Origin of the sequence: Mycobacterium paraseoulense (genome assembly GCF_010731655.1) — a bacterium.
Classification (GTDB): Bacteria; Actinomycetota; Actinomycetes; order Mycobacteriales; family Mycobacteriaceae; genus Mycobacterium; species Mycobacterium paraseoulense.
In genome coordinates, this window is the sequence record NZ_AP022619.1 from 3,677,655 (window position 1) to 3,702,614 (window position 24,960).

At 70.7% G+C, this 24,960-nt stretch carries 24 protein-coding genes and 1 tRNA gene; 14 read left to right on the forward strand and 11 right to left on the reverse strand.

Annotation, left to right across the window (positions count from 1 at the left end):
* Positions 1-16 precede the first annotated feature (16 nt).
* Genes G6N51_RS17180 through G6N51_RS17200 form a run of 5 tightly spaced genes read left to right on the forward strand, consistent with a single transcriptional unit; the run spans position 17 to position 4,701 of the window.
* Complete coding sequence (locus G6N51_RS17180) at positions 17-406, forward strand: STAS domain-containing protein (protein WP_068061358.1); 390 nt, start codon at positions 17-19, stop codon at positions 404-406.
* Positions 396-806 (forward strand): anti-sigma regulatory factor, encoded by a 411-nt coding sequence (locus G6N51_RS17185; RefSeq protein WP_083173479.1) that lies wholly within the window; start codon positions 396-398, stop codon positions 804-806. The genes G6N51_RS17180 and G6N51_RS17185 overlap by 11 nt, the downstream gene beginning before the upstream one ends.
* On the forward strand, positions 799-1,425 hold the full coding sequence (locus tag G6N51_RS17190) for a SpoIIE family protein phosphatase (protein WP_083173480.1): 627 nt from the start codon (positions 799-801) through the stop codon (positions 1,423-1,425). Before G6N51_RS17185 ends, G6N51_RS17190 begins: the two co-directional genes overlap by 8 nt.
* Positions 1,422-3,638 carry a SpoIIE family protein phosphatase gene (locus G6N51_RS17195; RefSeq protein ID WP_083173481.1) on the forward strand — a complete coding sequence of 739 codons (2,217 nt, stop codon included), beginning with the start codon at positions 1,422-1,424 and terminating at the stop codon, positions 3,636-3,638. Before G6N51_RS17190 ends, G6N51_RS17195 begins: the two co-directional genes overlap by 4 nt.
* 43 nt (positions 3,639-3,681) lie before the next feature.
* A complete protein-coding gene (locus G6N51_RS17200; protein ID WP_083173521.1) occupies positions 3,682-4,701 on the forward strand; it encodes an iron-containing redox enzyme family protein in 1,020 nt (339 codons plus the stop codon).
* Here G6N51_RS17200 and G6N51_RS17205 read toward each other — a convergent pair.
* From G6N51_RS17205 to selD, 9 genes are all read right to left on the reverse strand, one after another.
* Positions 4,649-4,897, reverse strand: a complete 249-nt coding sequence (locus G6N51_RS17205) for a CDGSH iron-sulfur domain-containing protein (protein ID WP_083173482.1) — start codon at positions 4,895-4,897, stop codon at positions 4,649-4,651. The two genes, G6N51_RS17200 and G6N51_RS17205, sit on opposite strands and share 53 nt — an antisense overlap.
* Entirely contained in the window at positions 4,894-5,583 is a 690-nt protein-coding gene (locus tag G6N51_RS17210) for a HemK2/MTQ2 family protein methyltransferase (RefSeq protein ID WP_083173483.1), read from the reverse strand. Before G6N51_RS17210 ends, G6N51_RS17205 begins: the two co-directional genes overlap by 4 nt.
* 98 nt (positions 5,584-5,681) lie before the next feature.
* Positions 5,682-6,236, reverse strand: a complete 555-nt coding sequence (locus G6N51_RS17215; protein ID WP_083173484.1) for a type 1 glutamine amidotransferase domain-containing protein — start codon at positions 6,234-6,236, stop codon at positions 5,682-5,684.
* Positions 6,233-6,433 carry a hypothetical protein gene (locus G6N51_RS28895; protein ID WP_083173485.1) on the reverse strand — a complete coding sequence of 67 codons (201 nt, stop codon included), beginning with the start codon at positions 6,431-6,433 and terminating at the stop codon, positions 6,233-6,235. Before G6N51_RS28895 ends, G6N51_RS17215 begins: the two co-directional genes overlap by 4 nt.
* A gap of 179 nt (positions 6,434-6,612) precedes the next feature.
* Positions 6,613-7,599 (reverse strand): LLM class F420-dependent oxidoreductase, encoded by a 987-nt coding sequence (locus G6N51_RS17225; RefSeq protein WP_083173486.1) that lies wholly within the window; start codon positions 7,597-7,599, stop codon positions 6,613-6,615.
* A 39-nt stretch (positions 7,600-7,638) separates the two neighbouring features.
* Positions 7,639-8,736, reverse strand: coding sequence for an NrfD/PsrC family molybdoenzyme membrane anchor subunit (gene nrfD / locus G6N51_RS17230; protein WP_306460844.1), 1,098 nt, complete (start codon positions 8,734-8,736; stop codon positions 7,639-7,641).
* Entirely contained in the window at positions 8,733-9,704 is a 972-nt protein-coding gene (locus G6N51_RS17235) for a 4Fe-4S dicluster domain-containing protein (protein WP_083173488.1), read from the reverse strand. The genes nrfD and G6N51_RS17235 overlap by 4 nt, the downstream gene beginning before the upstream one ends.
* On the reverse strand, positions 9,667-12,990 hold the full coding sequence (gene fdh, locus G6N51_RS17240; protein WP_174814325.1) for a formate dehydrogenase: 3,324 nt from the start codon (positions 12,988-12,990) through the stop codon (positions 9,667-9,669). Before fdh ends, G6N51_RS17235 begins: the two co-directional genes overlap by 38 nt.
* 40 nt (positions 12,991-13,030) lie before the next feature.
* Positions 13,031-14,023 carry a selenide, water dikinase SelD gene (selD, locus tag G6N51_RS17245; protein WP_083173491.1) on the reverse strand — a complete coding sequence of 331 codons (993 nt, stop codon included), beginning with the start codon at positions 14,021-14,023 and terminating at the stop codon, positions 13,031-13,033.
* Between the two features lie 26 nt (positions 14,024-14,049).
* On the opposite strand from selD, the gene G6N51_RS17250 reads away from it, so the two are divergent.
* The 3 genes from G6N51_RS17250 to G6N51_RS17260 all read left to right on the forward strand — a co-directional run bounded on the left by G6N51_RS17250 (position 14,050) and on the right by G6N51_RS17260 (position 17,158).
* A tRNA-Sec gene (locus G6N51_RS17250) sits at positions 14,050-14,144 on the forward strand.
* A gap of 18 nt (positions 14,145-14,162) precedes the next feature.
* Positions 14,163-15,467, forward strand: coding sequence for an L-seryl-tRNA(Sec) selenium transferase (gene selA / locus G6N51_RS17255; RefSeq protein ID WP_083173492.1), 1,305 nt, complete (start codon positions 14,163-14,165; stop codon positions 15,465-15,467).
* Positions 15,455-17,158: a selenocysteine-specific translation elongation factor gene (locus tag G6N51_RS17260; protein ID WP_083173493.1), complete on the forward strand. Its 1,704-nt coding sequence runs from the start codon at positions 15,455-15,457 to the stop codon at positions 17,156-17,158. The genes selA and G6N51_RS17260 overlap by 13 nt, the downstream gene beginning before the upstream one ends.
* Here G6N51_RS17260 and G6N51_RS17265 read toward each other — a convergent pair whose 3' ends face one another.
* The gene (locus G6N51_RS17265; RefSeq protein ID WP_083173522.1) at positions 17,159-17,623 is read right to left on the reverse strand and encodes a GatB/YqeY domain-containing protein; all 465 of its coding nucleotides are present in this window, start codon (positions 17,621-17,623) and stop codon (positions 17,159-17,161) included.
* On the opposite strand from G6N51_RS17265, the gene G6N51_RS17270 reads away from it, so the two are divergent.
* Genes G6N51_RS17270 through G6N51_RS17290 form a run of 5 tightly spaced genes read left to right on the forward strand, consistent with a single transcriptional unit; the run spans position 17,622 to position 23,047 of the window.
* On the forward strand, positions 17,622-18,935 hold the full coding sequence (locus tag G6N51_RS17270) for a hypothetical protein (RefSeq protein WP_306460845.1): 1,314 nt from the start codon (positions 17,622-17,624) through the stop codon (positions 18,933-18,935). The genes G6N51_RS17265 and G6N51_RS17270 overlap by 2 nt on opposite strands.
* A gap of 14 nt (positions 18,936-18,949) precedes the next feature.
* Positions 18,950-19,603 carry a DUF4129 domain-containing protein gene (locus G6N51_RS17275; protein ID WP_083173495.1) on the forward strand — a complete coding sequence of 218 codons (654 nt, stop codon included), beginning with the start codon at positions 18,950-18,952 and terminating at the stop codon, positions 19,601-19,603.
* The gene (locus G6N51_RS17280; protein ID WP_083173523.1) at positions 19,603-20,745 is read left to right on the forward strand and encodes a DUF4350 domain-containing protein; all 1,143 of its coding nucleotides are present in this window, start codon (positions 19,603-19,605) and stop codon (positions 20,743-20,745) included. The genes G6N51_RS17275 and G6N51_RS17280 overlap by 1 nt, the downstream gene beginning before the upstream one ends.
* The gene (locus G6N51_RS17285; RefSeq protein WP_083173496.1) at positions 20,742-21,725 is read left to right on the forward strand and encodes an AAA family ATPase; all 984 of its coding nucleotides are present in this window, start codon (positions 20,742-20,744) and stop codon (positions 21,723-21,725) included. Before G6N51_RS17280 ends, G6N51_RS17285 begins: the two co-directional genes overlap by 4 nt.
* A complete protein-coding gene (locus G6N51_RS17290; RefSeq protein ID WP_083173497.1) occupies positions 21,725-23,047 on the forward strand; it encodes a DUF58 domain-containing protein in 1,323 nt (440 codons plus the stop codon). The genes G6N51_RS17285 and G6N51_RS17290 overlap by 1 nt, the downstream gene beginning before the upstream one ends.
* 4 nt (positions 23,048-23,051) lie before the next feature.
* On the opposite strand, the gene G6N51_RS17295 is transcribed toward G6N51_RS17290, so the two are convergent.
* Positions 23,052-24,044: a stage II sporulation protein M gene (locus G6N51_RS17295; protein ID WP_083173498.1), complete on the reverse strand. Its 993-nt coding sequence runs from the start codon at positions 24,042-24,044 to the stop codon at positions 23,052-23,054.
* Between the two features lie 36 nt (positions 24,045-24,080).
* Here G6N51_RS17295 and G6N51_RS17300 point away from each other — a divergent pair, with 36 nt between their 5' ends.
* Complete coding sequence (locus G6N51_RS17300) at positions 24,081-24,959, forward strand: RDD family protein (protein WP_083173499.1); 879 nt, start codon at positions 24,081-24,083, stop codon at positions 24,957-24,959.
* Position 24,960 lies beyond the last annotated feature (1 nt).

Here is a 24,960-nt window from a genome sequence, read left to right on the forward strand (position 1 = left end):
CGAACACGAGCGCACCATGCCGGTACCGATCCTGAAACAGGGTGCGATCCTCATCGCCTCGGTGCAGGCCGCGCTGAGCGACTCCGACGCCGAGCGGCTCCGCTATGACCTCATGGAGCGGGTCAGCCGGTTCCGGGCGCAAGGCATCATCGTCGACGTCACGGCCATCGACGTGATGGACTCGTTCGCGGCCCGGTCGCTGCGGACGATCGCGCACATGACCCGGCTGCGCGGAGCGGACACGGTGATCGTGGGCCTGCAGCCGGAGGTGGCCTTCGCGATGGTCCAGCTGGGTTTGGCGTTCGACGACATGAATACGGCGCTCGACCTCGAAGAGGGCCTGGCCCTGCTGAATCGCCAACTGGCGCAGCGGAAACCGGCGATCGGGCGCGACGGTGGAGACTGACATCGTCGTCGACATCGACAATTCGGACGACATCGTCGAAGCCCGCAAAGCCGGACACCACCTCGCGCTCGACCTGGGATTCTCCCTCACCGACGTCACCATGATCGCCACGGCGATCTCCGAGATCGCGCGAAACATCACCAGCTACGCCGGTCGCGGCGTCGTCCGGGTCTTCGTGGCCGACCGGGATGGCCGCAAGGCCCTGGTGGTGCGCGCCGAGGATCAGGGACCGGGCATCGCCGATATCGAGCGGGCGATGGAGGACGGATATTCGACCGGGCGCGGCCTGGGCATGGGGCTGCCCGGGTCCCGGCGGCTGATGGACCGGTTGTTCGTGGAATCCACGCTCGGCCGCGGAACGGTCGTCGAGATGTGGAAGTGGGTCTCGCCCCGTGCATGAGAACGGCCGCTTCGGGCCGATCGAGTGGGCACGCGCGGGTCGCCCCGTGCCCAGTGAGTTCATCTCCGGGGATCGGGGCCTCGCCGTCGACGTTGGCGGTGAGGCCGCCCTGTTCGGCGTGGTGGACGGCCTCGGCCACGGTCCGGAGGCCGCAACCGCCGCACTGCGGGCCATCGAAGCGGTTAAGCGATCCAGCTCCGAGCGGCTCGAAGTGTTGATCCAGCTGTGCCACCGCGTGCTGGAGGGCACCAGAGGAGTCGCGATGACCTTGGCCCGGGTGGACTTCGCGGCCAACACGCTGACGTGGACGGGCGTCGGCAACGTCACCGCCGACCTGGTGGCCAAGTCCCCCACCGGCGTCCAGGTCCGATCCAGCGCGCGGCTGACCGCGGGCATCGTCGGCTACCGCATACCGGAAATCAGGCCGGCACAGGTTGTTTCGATGCGCCCCGGCGATCTGCTCGTGATGAGCACCGACGGAATCGCCGAGCACTGCCTCGACCACATCGACTTCGCGGCCCCCGCCGTCGCCATCGCGGAAGAACTCCTGGGCAAGGATGCGAAGGAGACCGATGACGCCATGGTGCTGACCGCCCGGCACCGGGGAGCCTCGAAATGAGCGACGATTTCCACGCGCAGTACGCCACCGCGTTGCGCACCTATATGCAGGCGCGTGACGAGGACAGCTTGGCCGTCGCGTACGAGCTCGGGCGTCGGGCCCTGCAGGAAGAGGTCAGCCTGCTCGCCATCATCGAGCGTCATGTCGAGCTGATCCTCGCACTGGCCAAGGACATTCAGATCGACGCGCCGATCGCGCTGGAATTCCTGTTGCAGATGCTGGTCCCGCTCGACATCGCCACCCGCGGCTTCCTGGACGGCAACAGGCGTTACGCGCGCGAGCGGGCTCGCGCCGAGGGGCTGGCCGATCGCGACAAATTCCGCACCGCACTGGTCAATTCGTTGCAGGAGGGGTTCTTCGTCGCCGACCACGAGGGTTCCGTGGTCGAGATGAACAGCGCGCTGATCGAAATCCTCGGGTATCCCGCCGAGGGCCTGCCGTACCGCTGGCCCCACCCGTGGTTGGTCGACCAACAGGGCGCCACCCAGCAGCAGGCGCTGGTCCGCAGCATCGGCAGCACCGCCTACGAGACACCGATCCGCCATCGCGACGGGCACCTGGTTTGGGTGACGGTCAGCATCAACGCGGTCCAGGGCAGCGGCAGTGACGAAGACGTCTTCGTGGGAACGATCCGTGACATCACGGCCGAACGGGCCTTCGCCGCACGGGAAAGCGCGGTCCTGCGCCTGGCGACCGCGGTGGCGGTGGCCAAGAGCGTGGACGAGCTGCTGTCCATCACGCTCGCCGAGTGCACCGCGGCGATCGATGTGCAACGGGTGATCGCGATCTCCTGGCCCGCGGGCGAGGGGGAACCGACCGTCCAGGTGGCGGGCGAGCAGTCCCAAACCTCCTGGCGCAGGCTGGATCCGTGGTTACGCCAGACCTTCGAGGACGCGCGCCATCAGCTGCCGCTGACCGCCAAGACGGTAGAGCGGCCCGACAATCCCGGCAAGGCACAGGGATTGGTGGCGGTGCTCTCCGGCGCGGGCGACGTGGCCCTGTGGCTGGAACTGCGCTCGCCGCGCTGGGTCAGCGCCGAAGACCGGCTGCTGATCACGGTCCTCATCGGTCACCTCAGCCTGGCGATGCAGCATGTCCGCCAATTCGAGAGCGCCCGCGAGACCTCGCTGACGTTGCAGCGCGCCCTGCTGCCGACGATGGAGCCGCCGCCGGGCTTCGCGGTGCGATACGAACCGGCGGTGCCACCGCTGGAAATCGGCGGCGACTGGTACGACGTGCTGCCGATCGGCGATCACCGAATCGGCATCGTCGTCGGCGACTGCGTCGGTCGTGGCCTGCCGGCCGCGGCGGTCATGGGCCAGCTGCGCAGCTCGGCACGAGCGCTGTTGATCAACGGCGCCGAGCCCGCGCTGCTGCTCGATCAGCTCGACTCGGCCGCGTCGCTGATCCCGAACGCGTACTGCACCACCGTCTTTCTCGCGATCCTGGACACCGAATCCGGGATTTTGCAGTACAGCAACGCGGGCCACATGCCCGCCGTGCTTGTCGGATCGGAACCGGGCACGACGTCGATGTTGACCGATGCCGCGTCTGTGCCGCTCGCGGTCCGCCGCGGCGAGCCCCGTCCGCAGGCCAGCCGGGTGTTGCCGCCGGGTTCGACCCTGATGCTGTTCACCGACGGACTGGTGGAGCGCAAGCACGAGTCCATCGATGAGGGAATCGGTCGTGCCGCAGCGGTTCTGGCGGAGACGACGGCGTTACCGTTGGATTCGGTCGCCGACGCGGTCTTGCGTGGGCTGGCCCCCGCCTCGGGGTATGACGACGATGTGGCGATGGTCATCTACCGGCACGGGCAGTCCCCCCTGCGGATCGAAAGTGAGGCCCGGGCAGACCGATTGATCGGCATCCGGCACCGGCTGGCCGAATGGCTGGGCCGGGCCGGCGTGCCGGACGAATTGGCCGGCGACATCGTGTTGGTCGTCAACGAGGCCTGCACGAACTGCGTCGAGCACGCGTACGACGGGCACCCGCGGGGCACGATGGCGCTCGACGTCGCCCTGGTCGACGGCCAAATACGCGCCCGGGTCAGCGACCGGGGATCGTGGAAGACGCCGGAGGCCAACCCGGTCAACGGTGGGCGGGGCCTGGTGCTGATGGGGGCGCTCAGCACCACGATGGAACTGGACTGCACCCCGGGCGGCACGACGGCCGACATGGCCTTCCGGCTGCCGGACGCGGCCGGCCAGGGGTGACGACACACCGTTTGTCGGCCCTGGATTGGGGGTAGTCGTGGGCGTGACCCGCGCATCGATCTCGACCGAACCCGCCCTGCCGGCGGCACACGGGCCGCTGTCCACCGCCGTTCGTCGCGCCCTGACGGGACCTCCGTCGCACGACCACTTGACGCGGATCGGCGCGTCCGTTCGCGATTCGGATCCCTACGGCCTGGACCTGCAGCTGGCGCTGTGCATGTGCTACGAGCTGCACTACCGCGGCTTCGTGGGCGTCGACCCCAGCTGGGAGTGGAATCCGGCGCTGCTGGCGTTACGCGGCGAGCTGGAACGCGTCTTCCTCGCGCGCGTGCGCCGCGACGTGGGGCCCATCGCGGCGGGGCAGACGGCAGCGGCCGAGATGGACGCCATCTCGGTCGAACCGGTGGACGGCACCGGCCCGTCGTACTACCTGCGCGACAACGGGACTTGGCAGCAGATGCGCGAATACTTCGTGCACCGGTCGGTGTATCACCTCAAAGAGGGCGATCCGCACGCGTGGGCGATCCCGCGGCTGATGGGTGTCGCGAAAGCGGCATTCGTGGCAGTCGAATTCGACGAATACGGCGCGGGACAGGGTCCCCGGCTGCACCAGCAGCTCTTCGCCGACCTGATGGCGGCGGCGGGCCTGGACGCGACGTACCTGGCCTACGCGGACGTCGTGACCGCCGAAGCGTTGGCCGCGGTGAACCTGATGTCGCTGTTCGGGCTGCACCGCGAGTTACGGGGTGCCGCGATCGGGCACTTCGCCTCGACCGAGATCACCTCCCCGCCGGGATCCCGGCGGATGGTGCAGGCCCTGCAGCGGATGGGGGCGCCGTCGGCGTGCGTGGAGTTCTATGCCGAGCATGTCGAAGCCGACGCGGTGCACGAGCACGTGGTCCGCATCGACGTGGTCGGCGACCTCGTCGCCCGCGAACCACAGCTCGATCGCGACGTCGTGTTCGGGATCCGCGCCCACGCCGCGGTCGAGAACCGGCTGGCCGACGCGGTTATGGCGTCGTGGCGGCAGGGTCGGACATCGTTGCGGACGGCGCTGGACTAACGTTGCGGCGCCCGATGTTTCGGCAGCGGCGATGGCTGGTGTCGCACAGGGGATAGTTCTCGCTGCGCCGGCAGGTGCAGATCGCCACCATGAACCGGTCGGATTCGACGACCTCCCCGTCGGGCATCTCGATGCGCACCGGGCCGGCGACCAGCACCGGCCCGCCCGCAACCACCTGTACCCGCGTGCCCGTCACCGCTTGTCCGCCCTGATCACGATCAGCTCCTCTTCCCGGCGACCGGTCGGTATCAAGCCGATGCTCTCCAGCCAGGGGGCCCGCGCCGTCATCACCGGCCCAAACGGTATCCATTTCGACGCAACGACTTTGGCGTCCATGCCGGCCCACTTCAGCGAGTCCAGCGACTTCTGGACGCCGGCGAGCGCCGAGTGCACCAGAAGCAGGGTCCCCCCGTCGCACAGCAACTTCGGCGCCGCTTCGCACAGCGGATCCAGCACCAACCGCCCGTCGGGGCCGGCGTTCCAGGCCCACGACGGTCCCGCGCTGGAAGAGATCGCCGCCGTGTCATCGTGCGGCGGCGCCGGAACGTACGGCGGGTTCGACACGACGACGTCGAACGGCGCGCAGTCCAGCGCGTCGCTCCATGTGCCGTTGCGGACATCGACGTTCACGCCGGCGGCGACGGCGTTGCCCCGCGAACAGCCCACCGCGTCCGGGCAGATGTCAAAGGCGGTGACGTCGGCGCCACCCATTTCGGCCGCCGCGATCGCGACGAATCCGCTGCCCGTACACAGGTCGAGGACGCGCCGCCCCGGAATGAGCGCGCTTTCTGCCATCACATCCACCAGCAATCGGGAATCGTCTTGTGGGTGATAAACGTTGGAAGCAGCCGTGACGGCGGGTCCTGGATATGTTGTGGTCAACGCTGGCCTTTCGACAGATCGCCGGGGCGATCACTGCATGGGCTGTGTAATGCCCGCAAACCGATGGGTTCAAACGGCGTGAGGAAAGGCCTTTCCCCCTAACTCGCAGGCGCGTGGGCGAATTGCTGCAGAATGGTTGCGCAGAATGCCGGGAGGTCCTTCGGTGAGCGGCTGGTGATCAGATTGCCGTCGACCACGACCTCCTCGTCCACCACATTCGCACCCGCGTTGCGCAGGTCGGTGCGGATGGACGGATACGACGTGAGCGTCCGGCCCTCTGCCACACCGGCTTCCAGCAGTGTCCAGGGGCCATGGCAGATCGCGGCGACCGGTTTTCCGGAGGATGCGAAGTCGCGCACGAAGGACACGGCCGCGCTGTCCATCCGGAGCTTGTCCGGGTTGACGGTGCCGCCCGGCAGCACCAGGCCGTCGAATTCGGAGACCGATGCCTCCGCGACCACACGGTCGACCTTGAAAGTTCCCGCAGGCTCGAGATCGTGGTTGCGGGCCTGGATTTCGCCATCCTTGAGCGAAAGCAGCTCGACTTGTGCGCCGGCCTCCCGGAGCGCCGCGCGGGGCTGTTCGAGTTCCACCTTCTCTACGCCATCGGCGGCGAGAATCGCGACTTTCTTTCCTTCTAATTCATTTGTCATGGCAATTCCCTTTCCACACTCTTCCGGTCAGCTCGGATTGAGGATGACTTTCGTGCAGCGGTCGTCTTTGTTTTTAAGATCTCGTCACCGTGCGGCGCCTGGTCGAGGGTCAGGTGGTGGCCGACGATGATGATCGGATCAACCTCACCGAGCGCCTTGACCAACGCGGTGGTGGTGGCGGCGGATCGGTCGCCCATCGTCAGCTCTCCTTGCCTTGCGGCGAACACACATCGGGCAAAGTCGCTGCCGGACGGCCGCTTTGCGATTCAGACAGGTAGCCGGCGCTGCTAGCCGGTGTTCGCACGCCGCAGCGACCCGCCCGGCCGAGCGCGCGATTCAAGCGGGGTACCCGGGCAGATTCGGCCCAAACCTGCGCTTACTTCGCTGCGCTGCGCAGCGCGGCAAGCAAAGGCTCGGCGGCTTCGGACAGAAAGAGGTCCTGCGTCTCCCCGCCGACCTGGACCAGCGCCACGTCGGTGAACCCGGCCTCCCAATATGGTTTGACGGCCTCCACGATCGCGTCGAGGTCGGGTCCGCAGGGGATGGACTCGGCGACGTCTTCGGGGCGGACGAACTGGGTCGCCCCGGCGAAACCGGCCGGCGTCGGCAGGTCGGCGTTGACCTTCCAGCCGCCCGCGAACCAGCGGAACTGGTCATGGGCACGTTCGATCGCGGTGTCGCGGTCGGGGTCCCAGCACACCGGGATCTGGCCGACCACGCGGCCCCCGCCCGCGAGGTTGGCGGCCTGCCGCGCGGCGTGCCAGGCGTCGACGAGCTCCCCGTCGGGCTCGACCGCTACGAAGTGGTCGGCGAGCCGGCCGAATTTGTCGACCGCCTTGGTGCCCCCCATGGCCACCGCGATGCCGACCGGGATGTCGGGCACGTCCCACAGCCGTGCGGAGTCTACCTGGAAGTAGTCGCCGCTGAAGCTCACCAGCTGGCCGCCGAACAGCTCGCGGATGATCTTGATCGCTTCGCGCAGCATGTCCTGCCGACGTTCCACGGTGGGCCAGCCCTTGCCGACGATGTGCTCGTTGAGGTTCTCGCCGGTGCCCAGGCCCAGGGTGAACCGGCCGTCGGACAGGATCTGCACGGTGGCGGCCTGCTGGGCGACGACGGCCGGGTGGTAGCGCATCGTGGGGCACGTTACGTAGGTGTAGAGGTCGACCCGCTCGGTGGCGTGGGCCACCGCGCCCAGCACCGTCCAGGCGTTGGGCGCATGCCCCTGCGATGTCAGCCAGGGGGAGAAGTGGTCGCTGCACACCTCGAAGTCGAAACCGCGCTCTTCGGCGGAAACGGCTTGCCGGACAAGGTCTTTGGGTCCACTCTGCTCGGTCATCAAAGTGTAGCCAAAATTCGTCATGAGGTTATACGTACCCCGGTCCGCGGGGCGCAAACCGCGTCAGCCCGCGGTGGTGATCGAGTCCCCGGTGCCGCCGGCCGCGCGGCGCGCCGCCAGCCGGCGTTTCTGCGGCTCGATCGTGTAGCGGGGGTCACGGGTCGATTCCAGCCCCGCCTCGAAGAAACCGAACCTCAGCAGCGCCGACGCCGTCAGCAATGTCACGCCGGACAGGGCCGCGACACCGCGGTGCCGTCCGCCGAGCAAGGCGCCGAGACCGCCCGCGGCGGCCAACCGTTCGCTCCACGCCAGCAACCGGCCGGGCCTGCCCCGATGCAGCGGTTCTCTGGTCACCGGGTCCATCCGGTACTCCGTAACCCTGGCGGAGATCAGATCCCCGACCGCGCCGATAACGGCCAGGGTGCGGGCGGGCCCCGCCTCGGAGACTCCGGTGGTGATCATCGCCAGCCCCGATGCGGCCAGGCTCGCCGAGCTGACGAACACGAACGGCAGGTCTTTGTACGCGGCGTTCCACGTGGGCGTCGCGGTGTCGCTGAGCAGCACGGCGGTGTAGACGGCCAGCGGTGCGCCGAACGCGGCGGCTTCCAGTCCGGCCGGTCCCTCCACGGCACGCAGCACGGGACGCAACGGGCCCAACGGGATTCGCTCGCCGGTCATCCGGTCGACCTCCGACACCGAGGCAATCCCGATGCCGGCGGAAAAGAAGCTGAGAATCCACGAGCCAATGCTCATCGGCGAGGTCAGTTTGACCGTCCGGAGCATGTTGACGAAACGTTCCGGCCGGCCCAGGTCCTTCACCAGGGCGACAGCGCCCAGCATCACCGCTATCAGGGCGGACAGCCTCGCGTTGCGGCGCAACGTCTTTCGCCCGGTGAGCTGGGCGCCGGCCGCCAGCAGGCCGGACCCACCGGCGACGCCACCCAGGAACAGGTAGGCGGCCACCTCATGTCCCCACGGCGCGGGCTTGACCACCGGGCGCCCGTAGTAGGAGCCGAACTCCGCCTCGGGCACCATCGGCATCTCGCGCGAACCGTCGCGGGCGCCCTCTGCAAGGCCCCGGCGGCCCGCCCGCCTGCCCTTCCGGCGCTTGCCGCGCTGCGGCTCCGGCGGGCGGAAGCTGTCGAATTCCGAGGTACTCACCGGCTCCTCCAGAAGGCCCATGCCGCGGCGCCAACCATGCCGGCCGCGGCCACCACGGCGCGCCTGAACATTTGGGGCAGGTCGGCCGTGCACACGCGCGGGTCGGGCGGCAGCCCGTAGACCTCCGGCTCGTCGAGCAGCAGGAAGATCGACCCGGTGCCGCCCACGCCGTCATGCTCGTTGGCGCCGTAGAGGCGGGCCTCGGTGAGCCCCTGGGCGTGCAGCGCGGCGACCCGTTCCCGCGCCGCGACCACCAGGTCGTCGTGGTCGCCGAACTTGATCGACGTCGTCGGGCAGGTCTGGGCGCAGGCCGGGATCTGGTCCTCGACGAGGCGGTCGTAGCACAGGGTGCACTTCTGGGCCACTCCCGTAACCGGTTTCTCGGCCGGGCCGCCGGGTCGCTGCGCCGGCGTGGCGTACGTGCCGTCGCTGCGCCGCTCGACGACGCCGAACGGGCATCCGGCCACGCAGGTGCCGCAGCCGTTGCAGACGTCGTCCTGCACGACGACGGTGCCGAACTCGGTGCGGAACAGCGCACCGGTCGGGCACACGTCCAGGCAGCCGGCGTGCGTGCAGTGCTTGCACACGTCCGACGACATCAGCCAGCGGAACTCGGGGGTGTCCGGGGGTGTGACGTCCGGTCGCTTCGCTGCACCCGCGATCGCGGGCATGCCCAAATCGGTGAGGGCGCGCCCGGATTCGCGCGCCTCCTCGATCCGGTCGCGGCCCTGCTCGATGAAGGCGACGTGCCGCCAGGTGCTGGCGCCCAGCGATCCGGTGTTGTCGTAGGAAGAGCCCAGCAGCTCCAGGTCGCCGTCGCGCGGGTTGCGGTTCCACTCCTTGCAGGCGACCTCGCAGGCCTTGCAGCCGATGCAGATCGAGGTGTCGGTGAAGAATCCCTTGCGCGGCTTGGGTTCGACCCAGCCGGCGTCACTCGTCGGGTCGGTCGGTCCGCTCAGCTGACCCATCGGCTCCCCCTTCCCAGACGCCGTCGCTGATCCGCACGTTGCCGGTCTCGGTGGTGGCCCCCGAGCGGGACTGATACTCGGCGATCAGCCGCAGCAGGTCCTCGCCCTGCGGCCGGCGCCCCGGCCGGATGTCACACGAGCCGGCCTTCGACTCCTGGATCTGCACGTTGGGGTCCAGCGTCACGCCGAGCAGGTCGTTGGCCGCGTCCCCGCTGACCACGGCGTCGCTGCCCACACCCCAGTGGTACGGCAGGCCGATCTGGTGCACCGTGTGGCCGTTGATCACCAGCGGCGCAACGCGTTTGGTGACCAGCACCCGGGCCTCGATCGCCGCCCGCGGCGAGACGATGGTGGCCCACCCGTAGGGCTCGAGGCCGCGTTCGGCGGCCAGCTCCGGGGACACCTCGCAGAACATCTCCGGTTGCAGCTCCGACAGGTAGGGCAGCCACCGGCTCATGCCGCCGGCGGTGTGATGCTCGGTGAGCCGGTAGGTGGTGAACACGTACGGATACACCTCGGCGCCCGGCTCCCCGGCACTGGGCGCGCTCAGATTGTCCTTGCGCGGGAACGTGATTCGCGCGGGGTTCCGCTGCTGGGGATACAACGCGTTGGCGACTGGGGACTCCTGCGGTTCGTAGTGCGTGGGCAGCGGCCCGTCGACCAGACCCTTCGGCGCGAACAACCAGCCCTTGCCGTCGGCCTGCATGATGAACGGGTCGTCCCCGGCGAGCGCGTCGGGCCCTCCGACATCGCGGTCGGGCCGGCTCCCCGGCGCCCGGTCGGCGACGAAGTCGGGCACGTCGTACCCGACCCAGCGGCGCTGATCTGCGTCCCACCAGACGTATCGCTTGCGTTCGCTCCACGGCTTGCCGTCCGGGTCGGCCGACGCGCGGTTGTAGAGAATTCTCCGGTCGGCGGGCCACGCCCAGCCCCACTCGTGTTGGCTCGGCGACTCACCGCCGTGCGGGACGCGGCGCGCGGCCTGGTTGGTGGCGTTCGCGTAGACGCCGGTGTAGATCCAGCAGCCGCCCGCCGTCGACCCGTCGACCCGCATCTCGGTGTACGAGGACAGCGGCGTGCCGTCGGTGACGTGATACCCGTTGATCTCGGCCAGCACCGCTTCACCGTCGGGCTCGCCGTTTTCGTCCGTCGGGTAGTCCCACGTCAGGTCCAACAGCGGCCGGTCGCGCTCGTCGGTCGAACCGGCCAACCGCTGCCGGATGCGCTTGCCCAGTTCGTAGAAGAAGGCCAATTCGCTCTGGCACTGACCCGGCGGCTCGACGGCCTTGTGCCGCCACTGCACCAGTCGCTGGGTCTGGGTGAACGATCCCGCCTTCTCGACGTGCGCGGCCGCGGGCAGGAAGAACACCTCGGTCTCGATCTCCTCGGTTTTCAGTTCGCCCGAGGCGATTTCGGGCCCGTCCTTCCACCAGGTGGCCGACTCGATGAGGTTGAGGTCGCGGACCACCAGCCACTTGAGGTGGGACATGCCAAGCCGCTGCATCCGGCCGTGCGCCGACCCGACCGCGGGGTTCTGGCCCAGCAGGAAGTAGCCCTCGACCTCGTCGGCCAGCATCCCCGTCACAGTCTGGTAGGTGCCGTGCGGGCCGGACAACCGGGGCAGGTAGTCGTAGGCCCAGTCGTTGTCCTTCGTGGCCGCCTGACCCCACCACGCCTTGAGCAGGCTGATCGCGTAGGCATCGGCGTTGGCCCAGAAGCCTTTCTGTTTCTTCGATCCCACCGCGTCGAGGTAGTCGGTCAGCGTGTCGTGCATGCCGGCCTTGGGCATGGGCAGGTAGCCGGGCAGCAGGTTGAACAGCGTGGGGATGTCCGTGGAGCCCTGAATGGTGGCGTGGCCGCGCAGCGCCATGATGCCACTGCCCGGACGGCCGACGTTGCCCAGCAGGAGCTGCAAAATGGTTGCGGTACGAATGAATTGGGCGCCGAGCGTGTGCTGCGTCCACCCGACGGCGTACGCGAAACAGGTGGTGCGCTCGCGCCCGGAGTTCTCGACGATGGAGCGGGCGAGGTAGTCGAAATCCGCGCGGCTGATGCCGCAGACGTCCGTGACCATCTCCGGGGTGTAGCGGGCGTAATGGCGCTTGACGATCTGGAAGACGGTGCGCGGGTGCTGCAGCGTCTCGTCCCGTCTCACCCGGGCGTGCGCGAGGGGCGGTCCGCCGCTGCCATGCTCGTCACCGGCCGCGCTCTGCGAGGCGGTGGCGCCGTGCGGGTGGCCGCCGGCCTGAGGCTCGATCTGGCCGTTCTCCTCTTGTTCGTACGCCCACGTCGACGTGTCGTACTGCCCGGTCTCGGGGTCGAACCCGGAGAACAGGCCGTTCAGATCCTCGGTGTCCCTGAACTTTTCGTTGATCAGGGTGGCGGCGTTGGTGTACGCGACGACGTACTCTTTGAACCACAGGTCATGGGTGAGGACGTAATTGATGAGCGCGCCGAGCAGCACCACGTCGGAACCGGCCCGGATCGGGATGTGTTTGTCCGACACCGCCGACGTGCGGGTGAAGCGCGGGTCGACGTGGATCACCCGCGCCCCGCGGGCGCGGGCCTCTTCGACCCACTGGAAGCCCACCGGGTGACACTCGGCCATGTTGGAGCCCTGGATGACGATGCAATCGGCGTTGGCCATGTCCTGCAGTGTTTGGGTGGCGCCGCCGCGCCCGAAGGAGGCTCCCAGACCGGGAACCGTGGCGGAGTGTCAAATACGGGCTTGGTTCTCGATCTGAATGGCGCCGGCGGCGGTGAACAGCTTCTTGATGAGGTAGTTCTCCTCGTTGTCCAGCGTCGCACCGCCGAGGGCGGCGATGCCCATGGTGCGGCGCAACAGGCTGCCCTTCTTGTCGATGTCCTGCCAGGTGTGCCGGCGGGATTCGACGAACCGGTCGACGATCATGTCGATCGCGGTGTCCAGCTCGAGGGGCTGCCATTCGGTCGCCCGGGGCGCACGGTAGAGCACCTGCAGCTGCCGGCCCGGCGAGTTCACCAGCTGTTCGCTGGCAGCGCCCTTGGGGCACAAGCGTCCTCGCGAGATCGGCGAGTCGGGGTCGCCCTCGATCTGCACCACCCGCTCGTCCTTGACGTACACCCGCTGCCCGCAACCGACCGCGCAGTAAGGGCAGATGCTCTGCACCACGCGGTCGGCGGTCGTCGTGCGCGGCGTCACGGCGCGGGTGCGCTTCGAGGTCACGGCCGAACCGAGGCCGAGCTTGTCCGGTGAACGCAACTGGCGCACGACGGGCCACTGAAGGAAAAGCTTGCGCATAACCATGGCCTCTACCCTAGTGCGCGCGACCGAAACCCCGCCGGATTCAGCGGACCACGATCGTGTGCTCCCCGCGGGGCACCAGCTCACCGATCACGGGGGCGCCCGGGATCTCGCCGGCGATCAGCAGCCCGCCCGAGGTCTGCGCGTCGGCAAGCAGCAGCGCCTCCGCCTCGCCGACCCCGGACAGGTCTGCGTGCGGGGCCACCCAGTCGAGGTTGCGCCGCGTCCCCCCGCTGACGTAGCCCGCGGCCAGCGCCTCGCGCGCGCCCTCCAGATAGGGCACCGCCGCCGCGTCGACGATCGCGGTCACGCCGCTGGCCCGCGCCAGCTTGTACAGGTGCCCGAGCAGGCCGAAACCCGTGACGTCCGTGGCGCATTCGGCACCGGCCGCCAGCGCCGCGGCGGCCGCGGCGGCGTTGAGCGTGGTCATCGCCTCGATCGCCTGCTCGAAGCGCTCGCCGGTGGCCTTGTGCCTGCTGTTGAGCACACCGATCCCCAGCGGCTTGGTCAGCGACAGCGGGATGCCGGGTTTGCCGGCGTCGTTGCGCAGCAACCGGTTCGGGTCCGCGATCCCGGTGACGGCCAGCCCGTATTTGGGCTCCGGGTCGTCGACGCTGTGCCCGCCGGCGAGGTGGCAGCCCGCCAGGCCGCAGACGTCGCGCCCGCCGCGCAGCGCCTCGGCCGCCAGCTCGAAGGGCAGCACCTCGCGCGGCCAGCCCAGCAGGTTCACCGCCACCACCGGGCGCCCGCCCATCGCGTAGACGTCGGACAGCGCGTTGGCGGCCGCGATCCGCCCCCAGTCGTAGGCGTCGTCGACCACCGGGGTGAAGAAGTCCGTCGTCGCGATCAGCGCCGTGCCGTTTTCGAGGCGCACCGCGGCCGCGTCGTCGCCGTGGTCCAGCCCGACCAGCAGCTCGCCGACCGGATCGCGCGGCGCGCTCGCGCCCAACCCGCGGACCACGTCCTCCAGCTCACCGGGCGGGATCTTGCACGCACAGCCGCCGCCATGGGCGTACTGAGTCAGTCGGTAGGTCACACGTCCATAATGTCGTCATGGTCCAGGGAGGCGTGTCCGGTCTGGTGACCGGCGCGGTCTTCAAAACCGTCGAACGGCAGACGCTGCCGCTGGCGGGTTCGATTCCCGTCCGCCTCCGCCATACTCCGTCGAGCCCGGCATGAGCGACCCGCGCCGGCGGGTGCCGGGCACCGACACACTGCTCGCCGATCCGCGCCTCGCCCAGGCGGAGCGGGTGTTGGGCCGCGCGCTGGTGAAGTCGGTGATCGCCGACGCGCAGCAGCGGGCGCGCGCCGGGGAGATCGAGCCCGAGCGCGTCGCCGAATGCGCGGTCGCCGCGCTGCCGCCCACCGCGTCGAGCCTGCGACCCGTGATCAACGCCACGGGCGTGGTGGTGCACACCAACCTCGGCCGGGCACCCCTGTCGCGGGCCGCCGTCGACGCGGTGGTCGCCGCGGCCGGAACCACTGACGTCGAGTTGGACCTGGCGACGGGTCGCCGCGGCCGCCGCGGCCGGGGCGCGCTGGCCGCGCTGGGCCGCGCGGTGCCCACCGCCGCCGGCGTGCACGTGGTCAACAACAACGCCGCCGCCCTGCTGCTGACGGCCCTCACGCTGGCTGGGGGCTCGTCGGGGGGCAAGGAGATCGTGCTCAGCCGCGGCGAGCTGGTCGAGATCGGCGACGGGTTCCGCATCCCCGAGCTGCTGGCGTCGACGGGATCGCGGCTGCGCGAGGTCGGCACCACCAACCGCACCGGCCTGCGCGACTACGCCGAGGCGATCGGCCCGGACACCGGCTTCGTGCTGAAGGTTCACCCGTCCAACTTCCACGTCACCGGATTCACCTCGGCGGTCGGCGTGGCGGAGCTGGCGACCCTCTCGCACCAACACAACGTGCCGCTGGTGGTCGACATCGGCTCCGGGCTGCTGTCCCCGCACCCCGTGCTGCCCGACGAGCCCGACGCCACGTCGACCCTGCGCGATGGCGCGGACCTGGTCACCGCGAGCGGCGACAAGCTGCTCGGCGGCCCCCAGGCCGGCCTGCTGCTGGGCGACGCCGAGCTGATCGAGCGGCTGCGGCGCCACCCGGCGGCGCGGGCGCTGCGGGTGGACAAACTCACCCTTGCCGCTCTGGAAGCGACCCTGACGGGCCCGCCGACCCCGGTGGCCGAGGCGCTGACCGCCGACGTGGCGCGGCTGCGGGCCCGCGCCGAGTCGCTCGCCGCCGCGCTGCCCGGCGCGCAGGTGGTGGAGTGCGTCGCGGCCGTCGGCGGCGGCGGGGCGCCGGATGTCCGGCTGCCCAGCGCCGCCGTGAGCCTGCCCGAGCCCTACGCCGCCGCGCTGCGCGCCGCCAACCCGCCGGTCGTCGGGCGCATCGAGGCGGGCCGGTGCCTGCTCGACCTGCGCACGGTGGCGCCCGGGGACGACGCGCTGCTGGCCGCGGCGGTGCGGGCATGTTCGTCATAGCCACCGCCGGGCACGTCGACCACGGCAAGTCCACCCTGTTGCACAGGCTCACCGGCATGTGGCCGGACCGGCTGGCCGAGGAAAAGCGCCGGGGCCTGACCATCGACCTCGGCTTCGCGTGGACCGAGCTCGGAGGGCGTCAGCTGGCGTTCGTCGACGTGCCCGGACACGAGCGCTTCGTGGCCAACATGCTGGCCGGGGTGGGCGCCGTCCCGGCGGTGCTGTTCGTCGTCGCCGCCACCGAGGGCTGGATGCCGCAGTCGGAGGAACACCTCGCGGCGCTGGATGCGCTCGGGGTCCGCCACGGGCTGGCGGTGATCAGCAAGGCCGACCTCGCCGATCCCGGCCCGGCGACCCGGCAGGCGCGCGAACGGTTCGCTGCCACCTCGCTCGCCGGGATTCCCGTCGCGGTCGGCACCGACCTGGACCGGGTGCGGTCGGAACTGCTGGCGCTGACCGAGCGGCTGCCGGTTCCGGACCCAGATGCCGACGTGCGGCTGTGGGTCGACCGGAGCTTCACCGTCCGGGGCGCGGGCACCGTGGTGACCGGCACGCTGGCGGCCGGGACGATCCGGGTGGGCGACGAGCTGGAACACGCCGGCCGGCGCGTCACGGTGCGCGGGCTGCAATCGCTGGGCCGAGACCTGTCGGCGGTCGGCCCGGTCGCGCGCGTCGCGCTCAACCTGCGCGGGGTGGAGCGCGGGCACATCGGCCGCGGCGACGCCGTTCGGACGCCTGGCGTGTGGCTGGACGCCGCGGAGATCGACGTCGCCCTGCGGTCGGCGGAGCCGCTGCACCGCCAGCTGATGCTGCACGTCGGGTCCGCGGCCGTGCCGGTGCGGGTGCGTCAGCTGGGCGAGGCGGCGGCCCGGCTGCGGCTGGCGCGGCCCCTGCCGCTGCGCGTGTCGGACATCGGATTGCTGCGTGATCCCGGCGAGCACCGGATCGCCGCGGGGGTCGAAGTGCTCGACGTCCGGCCGCCGGCGCTGCGCCGCCGGGGCGCCGCGCGGGACCGTGCCGCGGAGCTCGCCACCGGTCGCGTCCGCCCGCCGGACTGTGCCCGGGTGGCCGAACTTCGGGCGATGGGCCTGCCGCTTTCCGGCCTTCGAGTGGGCGACTGGCTGGTGGACCCGCAGTGGTGGGGCGGGCGGCGCGAGTGCGCGACCGCGGCGGTGCGGCGCTGGGCGGACGACCACGACATCGCGGCGGGGATGCCGCTGGAGACGCTGCGGCAGCGAGCCGGGCTCCCGTCCGCCGAGCTCCTGCCGACGCTGCTCGAGGGCACCGGCCTTCAGGTGGCCGACGGGTTGGTCCGCGCGCCGGGTGCGGGCCTGCCGGCCCGCGTCGACAAGGCGGTGCGCACCGTCGAGGAGTGGCTGGCCGCCGAGCCCTTCCGGGCGCCGGAGGCCGACGAACTGGCCGAGCTCAGGCTTGGGCCCCGCGAGCTGGCCGCGGCGGTGCGCGCCGGGCGGCTGACGCGGATCGCCGACGGCGTCGTCCTGGGGGCCGGCGCGCTGGACCGGGCGGCCGGCGTCCTCGCCGCGCTGCCGCAGCCGTTCACGGTCAGCGACGCGCGCCGCGCGCTGGCCACCACCCGGCGGGTCGCCGTGCCGCTGCTCGAGCAGCTCGACGCCCGGCGGGTCACCAGGCGGTCCCCGGACGGCACCCGGGTAGTGGTCTCACCCGGCTAGCTACAGCCGCTCCTTGACCGCCGCCGACAATCGGGCGCCGTCGGCCTTGCCTGCCGCGATCGCGGTGGCCGCCTTCATCACCATGCCCATCTGCTTCGTGCTCGGGCGCTCGCCGATCTCCTCGGCGACCTGGGCGATGGCGGTGTCGGCGACGTCGGCCAGTTCGGCCTCGGTGAGTGGCGTCGGCAAATATTCGTCGATGATCCGCGCCTCGGCGTGCTCGTTGGCAGCGAGCTCCCCGCGGCCGTTCTGCGTGTAGATCTCCGCCGACTCGGCGCGCTTGCGCGACTCCCTGGCCAGCACCTTGATCACCTCGTCGTCGGAGAGCTCTTTGGCCTGTTTGCCGGAGACCTCCTCGGTTTGGATCGCGGCGAGCAGGAGGCGCAGCGTCGCCGTGCGCAGCTTGTCCTTACTCTTCATCGCTTCGGTCAGGTCGGCCCGCAGCCGGGATTTGAGTTCCGCCATGCCCGGAACGCTACGCGCCGCCCGCCCGGCCATGATTGAGAATTGCCCGGACCACCGACAGGATGGAACCCATGACGAACGACGGGCCCGCTCACCAACGCCGCGGAACACGTTGAGCGCGCCGCCGCCCGGCTATCCGGTTGGGCCGCCGCCGGGTTACGGCCCGCCACCCGGCTACGGCCCACCACCCGGCTACGGCCCCCCACCGGGATACGGCCCGCGACCGGGTTACGGCCCACCACCCGGTTACGGCCCACCACCCGGTTACGGCCCACCACCGGGTTATGGCCCGCCACCCGGCTACGGCCCGCCGCCGGGATACGGCCCCCCACAACTGGTCCCGGGAGCGATCAAGCCCGGGATCATCCCCCTGCGGCCGCTGACGCTCGGTGACATCTTCAACGGCGCGGTCGGCTACGTGCGGGCCAATCCGAAGGCAACGCTGGGGTTGACCGCCATCGTGGTGGTGTTCATCCAGATCGTCACGAAGATCGCCGTCTTCGGCCCCCTGGCGGCCTACGGCAGGTTGAGCACCGATCACGCCAAGGAGTTGAGCAACGGGGTCATCGGCGCCTGGTTCACGTCGATGGGCGCCGGGGTCGTGGTCGCCTGGCTGGGCGGCATGCTGCTCTCCGGGATGCTCACCGTGATCGTCGGGCGGGCGGTGTTCGGCTCGCCGATCACCATCGGGGAGACGTGGGTCAAGATCCGCGGGCGGCTGGTGCCCTTGCTCGGTCTCGCCTTGCTGGAAGGCGCCGCGCTAGCGGTGATCGGGGGGCTGGTGGCGGTGAGCGTCGCGGTGTTGGCGGCGATCGGCAGCGCCGCGGCGGCGGTCGTCCTGGGCCTGCCGCTGGCGCTGGCCGTGATCGCGTTGCTGGTGTACCTGTACACGGTGGTGTTGTTCGCGCCCGTGCTGATCGTCTTGGAGCGGCTGCCCGTCCTGGACGCCGTCACCCGATCGTTCGCCCTGGTACGCAACGGCTTCTGGCGGGTGCTGGGCATCCGGCTGCTCACGCTGCTGGTGACATCGGTCGTGGCCGGTGCGGTCGCGGTGCCCTTCAACATCGTCAGCCAGTTCTTCATGACCACGACGTCCACCTCGGGTTTCCTGATCAGCACCGCGGTCGCATCGGTGGGGGCCGCGATCGGCGAGATCATCACCGCGCCGTTCAACGCCGGAGTCATCGCGCTGCTCTACACCGACCGCCGAATGCGGGCCGAGGCATTCGATCTGGTGCTGCAGACCGGCGCCGCGGGCGGGCCGTCCGCGGGCGCCTCCACCGATAACCTCTGGCTGACCCGGCCGGTCTGAGGACGAGTGAGATAGTGCCCTCCATCGACATCGACCGCGATGCCGCGCACCAGGCCGCCCAGGTCGAGCTCGACAAACCGATCTACTCCAAGGGCTCGGCCGGCGAACAGATCGCCGAGTGGATCAACGAGATGATCTACCGGCTGCTGCAGAAGACCGCCTCGTTGCCCGGCGGATGGCTCACGGCGACGGTGCTTTTCATCATGCTGGGGATCGCGCTGGCGGCCGCCATCCACATCGCGCGGCGCACCATGCGCACCAACCGCGGCGGCGACTACCAGTTGTTCGAAGCCGCGCAGCTCACCGCGGCTCAGCACCGCGCGACCGCAGAAAACTATGCGGCACAAGGCGACTGGGCCGCAGCGATTCGCCACCGGCTGCGAGCCGTCGCCCGCCAGCTCGAGGAGACCGGCGTACTCAACCCGGCGCCCGGCCGCACCGCCAACGAACTGGCCGCCGACGCCGGCGCCGCATTACCCCACCTTGGCGGCGAATTATCGCAAGCGGCAACGGCTTTCAACGACGTCACCTACGGTGAACAACCGGGGACGCAGGACGCTTACCGGATGATCGCCGACCTCGACGACCACCTGCGCTCCCGCTCGGGTGCCGGCACCGCCGGGCCGGAACAACCGGTGGCATCCGACTCGTGGGCGCAGGTGCGGTGATGGCGACCATCGGGCACCCGCAATCCGCCGCTCCGGCGGCGCGGCGCCGGCGATCCTGGCCCTGGGTGATCCTGACCCTGGTCGTGCTCACCGTCATCGCGTGCGTCGACGCCTACCTGACGGCGCCGCGGCCGGGCGCGCGCATGGATCCGGCGTCGACGGGTCCCGACGGGACCCATGCGCTGGTGGCGCTGCTGCGCGACGGCGGCGTCGACGTCGTGGTCGCCGACGGCATCGCCGGGGTCGAGCGGGCGGCGCGCCCCGACGCGCTGATCCTGGTGGCCCAGAGCCAGTTCCTGACCGGACCGCTGCTGGACCGGCTGGCGAAGGCACCGGGCGATCTGCTCCTGGTGGAACCGACGGCGCGCACCCGCGAGGCATTGCTGCCCGGCGTGCGCGTCTCGCCGGCCGACAACTTCGACTCCGACCCCGATTGCACTCTGCGCGAGGCAACCCGGGCCGGACCGGTGCGATTCGGACCCAGCGACACCTACCACGCCACCGACGGCCGGGCTATGACCCGTTGCTACGGCGGTGCGCTGATCCGCTTCCGCGACGGCGGGCGGAGCGTCACGGCGGTCGGCAACACCGACTTCCTAACCAACGGCGCCCTGTTGCAGGCGGGCAACGCCGCCCTGGCGATGAACCTCGCGGGCGCCCGGCCCCGGCTCATCTGGTATGCACCCCACCACGTCGAGGGCGAATCGTCGCCCCCCGGTTCGATTTCCGACCTGATCCCGCCCAACGTGCCGTGGATCGTCTGGCAGCTGTGCCTGGTCGTGCTGCTGGTCGCGCTCTGGCGGGGCCGGCGGCCCGGCCCGCTGGTCGCCGAGCAGCTGCCCGTCGTGGTGCGCGCGTCGGAGACCGTCGAGGGCCGCGGCCGGCTCTACCGTTCCCGCCGGGCGCGCGACCGCGCCGCCGCGGCCCTGCGCACCGCCACGCTGCAGCGGCTGCTGCCCCGGCTCGGCCTGAACACCGGGGCGTCCGCGCCCGCGGTGGCGGCCGCGGTGGCCGCCCGCAGCCGGGCCGACCCGGCATTCGTGTCCTACCAGCTGTTCGGCCCGCCCCCGGCGACCGACCACGACCTGCTACAACTTGCCCGTGCGCTCGACGACATCGAAAGGCAGGTCACACGGACGTGACGCAGTCGGATTCCAGCCCGCAAACCTCTCCCACCACTGAATCGGCGCGGGACGCGCTGCTGGCGCTGCGCGGCGAGCTCGCCAAGGCCGTCGTCGGGCAGGAGGGGGTGATCAGCGGGCTGGTGATCGCACTGCTGTGCCGCGGCCACGTGCTGCTGGAAGGCGTTCCGGGAGTGGCGAAGACGCTGCTGGTACGGGCGCTGGCCGCCGCGCTGCGGCTGGAGTTCAAGCGGGTGCAGTTCACCCCGGACCTGATGCCCGGCGACGTCACGGGCTCGCTAGTGTACGACGCGCGCACCGCCGCGTTCACGTTCCGGCCCGGCCCGGTGTTCACCAATCTGCTGTTGGCCGACGAGATCAACCGGACCCCGCCGAAGACCCAGGCCGCGCTACTCGAGGCGATGGAGGAGCGCCAGGTCAGCGTGGAAGGGGTGGCCCAGCCGCTGCCCGACCCCTTCATCGTGGCCGCGACCCAGAACCCCGTCGAATACGAGGGCACCTACCAGTTGCCCGAAGCGCAGCTGGACCGGTTTCTGCTCAAACTGAACGTGACTCTGCCACCGCGGGATTCGGAGATCGCCATCCTCGGGCGGCACGCCCAGGGCTTCGATCCCCGCGACCTGTCGGCGATCAAACCGGTGGCCGGGCCCGCCGAACTCGCGGCCGGGCGCGACGCCGTGCGGCACGTGCTGGTCGCCGACGAGGTCCTGGGCTACATCGTCGACATCGTCGGCGCCACCCGCTCGTCGCCCGCGCTGCAGCTGGGCGTCTCGCCGCGTGGGGCGACCGCGCTGCTGGCCACGGCCCGTTCCTGGGCCTGGTTGTCCGGCCGCAACTACGTCACTCCCGACGACGTGAAGGCCATGGCCCGCCCGACGCTGCGGCACCGGGTGATGCTGCGCCCCGAGGCCGAACTCGAAGGGGCCACCCCCGACGGCGTGCTCGACGGGATCCTGGCGTCGGTCCCGGTGCCCCGCTAGTGGTTCTGACCGGACGCACCGGGCTGGTCGCGCTCATCTGCGTCCTGCCCGTCGCGCTGTCCCCTTGGCCGGCAAGGACTTTCGGAGCCCTCCTGGTCGCCCTTCTGGGTGTGGTGATCGTGGACGTCGCGCTTGCGGCCAGCCCCCGCGGATTGCGTTATGACCGTTCCCCGGATCGCTCCGCCCGGCTCGCCCAGCCGGTGGACGTCGGGCTGCTGATCCACAACGACGGTCGGCGGCGGTTCCGCGGCCAGGTCCGCGACGCGTGGCCGCCCAGCGCGGGCGCGCGGCCCCGCATCCACCCAGTGAACATCCCCGCCGGCCGGCATCAGCACGTCGGTTCCCAGCTGCGGCCGGTCCGCCGCGGCGAACAGCGCGCGGCGGTGGTCACCGCCCGATCCATCGGCCCGCTTGGGCTGGCGGGACGACAGGGGTCGCAAGCCGTGCCGGGCCTGCTTCGGGTGTTGCCGCCCTTCCTGTCCCGCAAGCACCTGCCGGCCCGGCTGGCCAAACTGCGCGAGATCGACGGGCTGCTGCCGACGCTGATCCGCGGCCAGGGAACCGAATTCGACTCGCTGCGAGAATATGTCGTCGGCGATGACGTGCGGTCGATCGACTGGCGCGCGACCGCGCGCCGTGCCGACGTCGTCGTCCGCACCTGGCGGCCGGAACGCGACCGGCGCGTGGTGATCGTGCTCGACACGGGGCGCACAGCGGCGGGCCGGGTCGGCGTCGACCCGACCGCGTCCGATCCTGCGGGCTGGCCGCGGCTGGACTGGTCCATGGACGCCGCGCTGCTGCTGGCGGCGCTGGCGTCGCGGGCCGGCGACCACGTGGACTTCCTCGCCCATGACCGGGTCAGCCGGGCGGGCGTGTTCGGTGCGTCGCGCACCGAACTGCTCGCGCAGCTGGTCGACGCGATGGCGCCCTTGCAACCGGCTCTGCTCGAACCCGATTGGACGGCAATGGTTTCCGCGATCGCGCGGCGGGCCCGCAGGCGGTCGCTGGTGGTGCTGCTGACCGACCTCAACGCGACGGCGCTCGACGAGGGGTTGCTGCCCGTGCTGCCGCAGTTGGCGGCGAAGCATCACCTGATGGTGGCCGCGGTCGCCGACCCCCGGGTGGACCAGATGGCCGCCGGGCGTTCGGATCCGGCCGCCGTCTACGACGCGGCGGCCGCCGAACGATCCCGCAACGACCGCCGCGCGATCGCCGCCCGGCTGCGCCGCAGCGGGGTGGAGGTCGTCGACGCCCCGCCCACCGAACTGGCGCCCGCCCTGGCCGACCGGTATCTGGCGATGAAGGCCACCGGCCGGCTCTGACCGCTCAGCCCGTGGGGACCACGTCCGGCGCGTCTTCGATGTCGCCGGTCTCGCCGGCCTTGGCCGCACGACGGCCGAAATACACGATGTAGGAGAGGAACGCGACCTCGGCGACGATCCCGATCCCGACCCGGACGACCGTCGGCAGCGGCGAGGGCGTCACCAACGCCTCGATCAACCCCGAGACCAACAGGACGGCCACCAGTCCGATCGCGACCGACACAACCGCGCGGCCCTGTTCGGCGAGCGCTTGTCCGCGGGGCCGGTCGCCGGGTGCGACCACCGACCACCCCAGCCGCATCCCCGCCGCCCCGGCCAGGAATGCCGCCGTCAGCTCCAGCAACCCGTGCGGGGCCAGCAACCCAAGCAGCACGCCGCCCTTGCCGGCCTGGAACATCAGCCCGGAGATCAGCCCCAGGTTGGCGGCGTTCTGAAACAACACGATCGGGATCGGCAGTCCCAGTAGGACCGACATCGCGATGCACTGCGCCGCAACCCAGGAATTGTTCACCCAGATCTGCAGCGCGAACGCCGCGGCCGGATGCTCGCTGTAGTAGGAGGCCACGTCGTGGTTGACCAATTGCTCGATGTCGCTTGGTGTTCCGGCGGCCGACTGCACCTCGGGGTTGCCGACCACCCACAACGCCATGACGACCACCACGGCGAAGAACGCCACCGCCGTGCCCAGCCACCACCGCCACGAGCGGTACGCGACCACCGGGAAAGACACCGTCCAAAACCGGGCGAAGGTGCTGCCCAACGGCGCGTGAGCGCCGGTCACCACGGAACGCGCCCGCGCGACCAGGCTGGAAAGCCGACCGATCAATACCGAATCCGACGAGGCCGAACGCAGCGTCGAGAGGTGGGTGGACACCCGCTGGTACAGCTCGACGAGCTCGTCGACCTCGGCTCCGGTCAGCGAGCGACGCCGCCCCACCAACCGCTCGAGGCGGTCCCAGGTACCGCGATGGGCCAGCACGAATGCGTCGACGTCCACCCTGCGCAGCCTAATCGCCCTGTACCGTTCGGTGTTATGTCGGAGGTGGTGACCGGCGACGCCGTCGTGCTCGATGTGCAGATCGCCCAGTTGCCGGTGCGGGCCGTGAGCGCGCTGATCGATATCGCCGTGATCGTCGTGGGCTATCTGCTCGGCCTGATGTTGTGGGCCGCGACGCTCACCCAATACGACACCGCGCTGAGCGCCGCCGTCCTGCTCATCTTCACGGTGGTGGTGATCGTCGGCTATCCCGTGATCCTCGAAACCGCGACCCGCGGGCGCTCGGTGGGCAAGATCGCGATGGGCCTACGCGTGGTATCCGACGACGGCGGCCCAGAACGCTTCCGGCAGGCCCTGTTTCGGGCGCTGGCATCGGTGGTGGAGATCTGGATGCTGTTCGGGAGTCCCGCCGTCATCGCCAGCATCCTGTCGCCGAAAGCCAAACGGATCGGTGACATCTTCGCCGGCACCGTCGTCATCAACGAGCGCGGACCGCGCCTGGGTCCCCCGCCGATGATGCCGCCGTCGCTGGCGTGGTGGGCGTCGTCGCTGCAGCTGTCCGGCCTGTCCCCGGGCCAGGCCGAGGTGGCGCGCCAATTCCTCTCGCGGGCAACGCAACTGGATCGCCAGTTACGCCAGCAGATGGCGTACCGCATCGCCGGTGACGTTGTGTCCCGCATCGCCCCGCCGCCCCCGCCCGGCGCCCCGCCGGAACTGGTGCTCGCCGCCGTTCTCGCCGAACGGCACCGCCGCGAGCTGGCCCGGCTCCGTCCCGCCGTGCCGCCGGCCGCCGGCGCGCCGTGGCCAACCTGGCCGGCCGCGCCCCAACAGCAGGCGATCCCGTGGCCGGACGCGGCACCGCGGCAGCAGGACCCGCCCAATCGGCCGCCGGGCGGTTTCTCGCCACCCGGCTGAC